This is a genomic window from Acinetobacter harbinensis, from assembly GCF_000816495.1.
In the GTDB taxonomy this organism is placed as follows: Bacteria; Pseudomonadota; Gammaproteobacteria; order Pseudomonadales; family Moraxellaceae; genus Acinetobacter; species Acinetobacter harbinensis.
In genome coordinates this window covers 18,499-24,631 of record NZ_JXBK01000002.1, presented here as the reverse complement: position 1 = coordinate 24,631, position 6,133 = coordinate 18,499, and the positions used below count along the sequence as shown (strand labels likewise).

Here is a 6,133-nt window from a genome sequence, read left to right as displayed (position 1 = left end):
AGCACCAGAACCGCAATTACCAGTGTACCAAAGGCATCTATTTCAAAATTCATTTTCTATATAAGCCATTAATTTGTATATATTATTAAAACTTGAATCTGGCCTTGTGTCTGCTAAAAAATGTAATCCAATCATAGCCCAATGTGCTACACACTGAATAAGTATAAATATTGCTTGGACTAATTTAAGTCCTTATTTATTTTAATCTTATCCGCACCATCTAAACTTGAATAAATTAATATAAATACATGATTATTTAAGTTAAATTTCATCTATTTAACCTACAAAGCAACGCAAATAAAATTTTTAGAGGGCACTGTTTGTTTAAGCTTAGGTAGTCTTGGTCTTAACCCCAGCAGCGATTAAAAATAGCCGCAAATAATAAATGGAGTACTTCCGCTCAAGCTAAAATCATCCCTCAACATAACGCTTTAGCTGTTCACATTGCATTCACACCGATTCTTTTAAATTAGATGTATAAATATTGAATGGGCGATGACTGATATGAGCTTCTTAAAAACAATTACAATCTCTACGGTGGTGTTAACCTCTTTAATCACCCTGTCGGCCTGTAGACATATCCCCAGTTATTCAAGCGACTACAGCAATGCTGAACAGAAAATGACAGGAATCACCCTAGATGATGCGCAGGCATTAGCGATAGGCAATCGTTTTGTCTCAACATTTCACAGCTTAGGTACAGCAGAATTTATCCATAAAGCGGATCAGCTGTATGCAGATCAGCTGTATATTAACGATACACTATCTCAATTTTCTGATAAAAAGGCGCTTCTACAGCACTTTGAAGGCATGAATAAACGCGTTACTCATGTTACGGTGAAATTAATCAGTGCCACCCATCATCAGGATTCTGCCTATATTCATTGGTCGATGGCCTATGACTTTAAAATGTTGGGACGAACCAAAAGTATGAAGTCTTACGGCATTAGTGAAATCAAGGTCAATCCACAAAATCAAATTATTTTCCAACAAGATTTTTGGGATCCAGCAAATGGTTTATTTCGTGCATTACCGGTTTTTGGAGGAGCATACGGATGGATTCTACCTTTCAAAAAATCAAATTAATGGTACTAACGGCCAGCATATTCAGCCTAAGTCCATATCTAGCAGCAGAGACACTTAAAAAGTGTAGCTCTGCACCGCTGATGGTCAGCAGCAAAAATGTGGGGACCATGACTTATCACGCTGAAAATTGCCAAAAGAGTTGGGACAGTCAAAGTGTTCAACTCGACTTTGCTTATCAAACCGATATTCCTGAATGGGCCTTTAAGCGCGCCGCCAGTTATTTTTTAAAGAAAAATGTACCAGAATTTAGTCAAACTTCCGCCTTAGATCGTATTACTCAATTGTATAAACCGGTCAAAAAAGGCGATTTTTATCGCTTAACTTATCAACAAGCGAGCAAAAAATTAAATTTATCCTTAAACCAAAGCAGCTTAGGTTCAATTGTCGATGAGCGCGCCAATCAATATTTTAAAATATGGTTTGGTGAGGCACCGTTTAATGCTAAATTGAAGCAACAATTATTAAATTAATCAGCTGACTGCGTAGTTATGACCCATCATTTTATCTTGATGGTAGAGGATCACTTTGAACTGGCTTCTACTGTCTACGAATTCTTAGAACAACATGGTTATGTAATTGATCATGCACGTAATCTCGATGCGGCACGTCATTTTTTAAAAAATCAGCACTATCATCTGGTGTTATTAGATATTAATTTACCTGATGGCTCAGGCTATGACTTGTGTGAATGGCTGAGGAATGAACAAGGTTTAGATGTGCCAGTATTGATGCTGACGGCACGTGATACTTTAGATGACAAACTCAAAGGCTTTACTGCTGGTACCGATGATTATTTAGTCAAACCCTTTGATTTTAATGAATTGGTGGTACGTATCCGCGCCTTAATTAAACGCTCGTTAGGTGAAGTCTCGAATCGAAAATTACAAATTCATGATCTAACCCTCGATAGTGCCACACAAACCATTCAACGTGCCAATCAAGCCTTAGAGCTGCCACCGATTCAATTTAAATTACTCAAAATATTGATGCGCAACTCACCAAACGTGATTACCAAGCAGCAAATTATTACCGAGTTGTGGGGCGATGAAGAACCGGAAAGTGATGCCTTACGCAGCCATATTTATAATTTACGTAAAGTGGTGGATAAACCTTTTCAGCACAAGCTGATTCATACCGTGTCAGGCGTCGGTCTTAAAATTGAGTTACAAGCAGATGAAAACTAATTCAGATAAACCACCACAATCAGACCGCTGCTGTTTTTCAGCGCAAGGGTAGGATGGGTACTCAAATAATACTGCCGATCAAAGAGTTCCACACGCCAGCCCAATTGCTTACACAGTTTTTGTACTAATTGCAGCCCAATGCCATGTCCTTTGGCATTGACTGCCAGTTGTGCATGAGATAAATCTTGTACTTTTAGCTCATTGGGTAAAGTAATGCCCACACCATTATCGGCAATTACAAGACTATTACTTTGCTGAATAATATGAATTTCTGAACCTTGGGAGTAATTTAATGCATTTCTTAAAATATTACTCAACACCATCTTGGTCATAGACGGATAAAGCGCCCGAGGCTGTTCTTGTGCTGGATGTTGCACATCAATCATCATGCCTTTGGCTTGGCTGACCACCTCTAAATCGCTGACCAATTCATCAATAATATGGGACAATAATCTCTGTTCGGTGCTGAGTGTATTGGTGGTGTTTCTAGCAATGGCCAATAACGTATCCACCAACAACTGCATGTCTTCAATGGTATTATTTAGCCGCGTCAGTACTTTATCTTGTCCATACCGCACCTGACACAATTGCACACTGCCTTTTAAAATGGTCAGTGGTGTACGTAGTTCATGACTCACATCACCACTAAATTCACGCTCGCGATGAATAAAACTGCTCAGTACTTGATGGTATTTTTCCAAGGCTTGCTTCAGATATTCCGCTTCCATATTGCCGTTGCTACTGATGTCTTGAAAGGGTGAATCCTGCTTGTCTTGGTGTGACCAGTCAATATTTTCTAGTGCATTGGCTAAACGGGTAATCGGCGAAAAATAGCGCTTTGCACGCCGATTAGACCACCATAAAAAACTATATAAAATAAATAAACTCAGCATTAATGGCGCTAAACCGAATAGCCACACCAGTTTATTAACATTACTTTCCCCAAACACCAGCAACACGTGCTGACCATTGCGTTCACCGTACACCGTCATGCGTTCTTTACCATCAATAAAAACTCGATGGGTACCCGACTGTAAAGATAGATTTTCAAAACGCGATGGTGGGGTTGCAGATCGCCAACGATAGCCATATAAGTTTTTGGTATCGGGCAGATCTGCTTGTGGATTATGCTGTACCCGCTGCCAATAATGCGCCATTTCCTGCTCAAGTGCGGTTTTTAGCAACGAGCTTTTAATTACCCAAGCACTACAGGAAATCCCAATCACAATCGACAGAGCGATCAGTGCAATTTGCAGCCAATAGTAACGGTTAAACATCTCAGTTAAGGGATGCGCATGCCCGCGACTTAGCTTTGACTTCAACATAGACGGATCACTTGTACTGTAGCATCGCGTTTATCGCGTTCTGTTTTTAAATAAGAAGTGTCCAACCACCCACTCTTGCCCATTGTCCCAGCCAAACAACTCGGCACAGGCCATAAAGAAAATGCGCCAGCGTTGCCACCATGCTTCCGCCTGTTGCCCATAGATACGTTCAAACACAGGTTTAAGCTGCTCAGCTTGTCGATCCATATTTTCTAGCCACGCATTGGCAGTTTTTTCATAATGTGTACCGGCCCATTGCCAATGCTGAGCGAGTTCTAAATGCTCTTGGAAATGTAAAAAGGTCGATGCTGATGGCATTAAGCCGCCCGTAAAAAAGTACTTAGACATCCAATCATATTCACTTTGTACTTCAAAGGGATAATGTAAAAAGCGATGACAAAATACATGACACCACAGCATGCCATCGGGCTTTAACCAGCCGTGTATTCTTTCAAATAATTTCTGATAATTACGCACGTGTTCAAACATTTCAACCGATACGACCCGATCAAACTGCGCTGCGTCTAATTCTAATACATTGACATCACTGGTGATCACGTCGACATGCTGGAAACCACGTAATTTCGCTTGCGCTAGAATATATTTACGTTGTGTGGCTGAATTTGATACCGCAGTAATTTTAGCATGTGGATAGCGCTCTGCCATCCAGAGCGTCAATGAGCCCCAACCACAACCGAGCTCTAAAATATGCTGACCATCTTGCAACTGAGCCCGTTCACAGTAAATTTGTAATGTGGCTGCTTCAGCTTGATCGAGTGTGGTTTTTTCATCTGCAAAGTAACAGGCGCTATATTTTAAATGTTTCCCCAACACCGCCTGAAAAAAAGCCGTCGGTAATTCATAGTGCTGTTCATTGGCGGCATCGGTTTCAATGGCGATAGCGCTGCTTTTAAGCATATTCAGCACCTCCATATAGCGCTGTGCTGCCAATGCCGGATCATAACGCCCTTCTTGTACTAAGCGTTTTTTACTTAAATTACGAATCGCGGCACGAATCACGGCATCTGGCACGCGTCCAGTTTCGACCAGTTTAAGGGATTGCTGGATCATAAAATTCATATATTCACCTAGGCCTTGGGTTTCCATGGAATAAAAATTGAGGTTCTTTTTTGATAATTTAGATAATTTTGACCACGATTTTTCAGTGCTTGTTGTTCACTAAATGGAATTCCCGTCACGTAATACAGAAATAGAAACATCAGGACGGGATAAATCCACAACAAATAAAGCCCTGCGGCTAAACCTAAAATCGGATAGGCAAACCAGTGCAGCCATTCAAAAAAATAATTCGGATGGCGCGAATATTTCCATAGCCCCTGATCCATGGTTTGGCCCTGATGTTCAGGATTTTGTTTAAAACGATACAATTGTTGATCCGCCAGCACTTCGCCAATAAAAGCGCTCAACATAATCACCGCAGCAATGCACAAATATAGCGTACTTGAGTTACTCCACTGTTCCGCTGAGGTATTGAGTAGGCTCCACATCGGAATCGAAAACAAAATACTCAGTCCGGCCTGAAATATAAAAAAGGCCAAGAAACCCAGATGTTGATAAGCCCCCATCGCTTGACGCATGTGCGCATAGCGGCGATCTTCTTGTTGCTCATGCAGATAGCGGCGCAATAGATGCCAACTGAGGCGTAAAAACCACAGTGCAGAAAAACAACCAATAAAAATCCGGATCATCAGCGGCGCTGTGTCAATCAGCACTGCACAGAGCAGCACATTAATGACAATACAAAAACTCCATGCCACATCCACAAGACCGGCACGCCGATTTTGCGTTGCAAACAGCCAGCACAGCGTCATAATTGCAGCATCTAACAGGAACAGTTTCCATAACATGGCTGTCTCCTTGGTCGGCTCATGAATCAGGACTTAATAAGCGCTGGCTTCAAACAGTAAATGTACATCACTAATCACGCCCTCTTTAAAGCCGCCTTCGCAATAGCATAGATAGAAATCCCACATCCGAATAAATTTTTCATCAAAACCCAGTGCCAAAACCTGCGCTTTGGCATTTAAGAAATTTTTACGCCAATGATGAATGGTTTGTGCGTAACTTTGACCAATGTCTTCTAACTGCTTAAGGCGTAATTTTTGCTCGGATGCAGTTTGGGTTAAGACACTAATACACGGAATAAAACTGCCGGGGAAAATATAGCGCTTAATATAATCCACTGTGTCTAGGGCTTTTTTATAGCGTGCATCTTCAATGGTAATGGCTTGAATCAGTGCCAAACCTTGTGGTTTTAACAGCGCACGACATTGCTTAAAATAAGTCGGCAAAAATTGTTCGCCCACCGCTTCAATCATCTCAATGGACACCAACTTATCAAACTTACCTTGCAGTTGACGGTAATCCTTCAGTTGTACCTCGACACGATGACTTAGACCGGCGGCTTGAATGCGCTGCACTGCCTCATCATATTGCGCTTGAGAAATGGTAATAGTGGTGACTTTACAGCCATAATGTTGTGCCGCATAAATTGCAAAACCGCCCCAACCACTGCCA

8 protein-coding genes are annotated in these 6,133 nt (G+C 41.3%); 3 read left to right on the top strand and 5 right to left on the bottom strand.

Features of this window, described 5'->3' with window-relative positions; all coding sequences use genetic code 11:
• Positions 1 to 53, bottom strand: a 53-nt coding sequence (locus tag SE27_RS14550; RefSeq protein WP_455550009.1) for a hypothetical protein, incomplete at its 3' end; no start/stop codon positions are given.
• Positions 54 to 504: 451 nt separating this feature from the next.
• Between SE27_RS14550 and SE27_RS12330 the strand changes: the two genes are divergently transcribed.
• From SE27_RS12330 to SE27_RS14050, 3 genes are read left to right on the top strand one after another with little or no spacing between them, the layout of a single operon-like run.
• Positions 505 to 1,086: a nuclear transport factor 2 family protein gene (locus SE27_RS12330; RefSeq protein ID WP_039624252.1), complete on the top strand. Its 582-nt coding sequence runs from the start codon at positions 505 to 507 to the stop codon at positions 1,084 to 1,086.
• Positions 1,056 to 1,556, top strand: coding sequence for a chalcone isomerase family protein (locus SE27_RS14055; protein WP_039624067.1), 501 nt, complete (start codon positions 1,056 to 1,058; stop codon positions 1,554 to 1,556). The genes SE27_RS12330 and SE27_RS14055 overlap by 31 nt, the downstream gene beginning before the upstream one ends.
• 18 nt (positions 1,557 to 1,574) lie before the next feature.
• The gene (locus tag SE27_RS14050; protein ID WP_039624065.1) at positions 1,575 to 2,270 is read left to right on the top strand and encodes a response regulator transcription factor; all 696 of its coding nucleotides are present in this window, start codon (positions 1,575 to 1,577) and stop codon (positions 2,268 to 2,270) included.
• Here SE27_RS14050 and SE27_RS12315 read toward each other — a convergent pair.
• The 4 genes from SE27_RS12315 to SE27_RS14545 all read right to left on the bottom strand — a co-directional run.
• Positions 2,267 to 3,595 carry a sensor histidine kinase gene (locus tag SE27_RS12315; RefSeq protein ID WP_039624063.1) on the bottom strand — a complete coding sequence of 443 codons (1,329 nt, stop codon included), beginning with the start codon at positions 3,593 to 3,595 and terminating at the stop codon, positions 2,267 to 2,269. The genes SE27_RS14050 and SE27_RS12315 overlap by 4 nt on opposite strands.
• A 30-nt stretch (positions 3,596 to 3,625) precedes the next feature.
• The gene (locus tag SE27_RS12310; RefSeq protein WP_039624251.1) at positions 3,626 to 4,675 is read right to left on the bottom strand and encodes an SAM-dependent methyltransferase; all 1,050 of its coding nucleotides are present in this window, start codon (positions 4,673 to 4,675) and stop codon (positions 3,626 to 3,628) included.
• An 8-nt stretch (positions 4,676 to 4,683) separates the two neighbouring features.
• On the bottom strand, positions 4,684 to 5,463 hold the full coding sequence (locus SE27_RS12305) for a DUF1295 domain-containing protein (RefSeq protein ID WP_039624061.1): 780 nt from the start codon (positions 5,461 to 5,463) through the stop codon (positions 4,684 to 4,686).
• Between the two features lie 33 nt (positions 5,464 to 5,496).
• On the bottom strand, positions 5,497 to 6,133 hold a 637-nt coding region (locus SE27_RS14545), incomplete at its 5' end, for a class I SAM-dependent methyltransferase (RefSeq protein WP_455549996.1).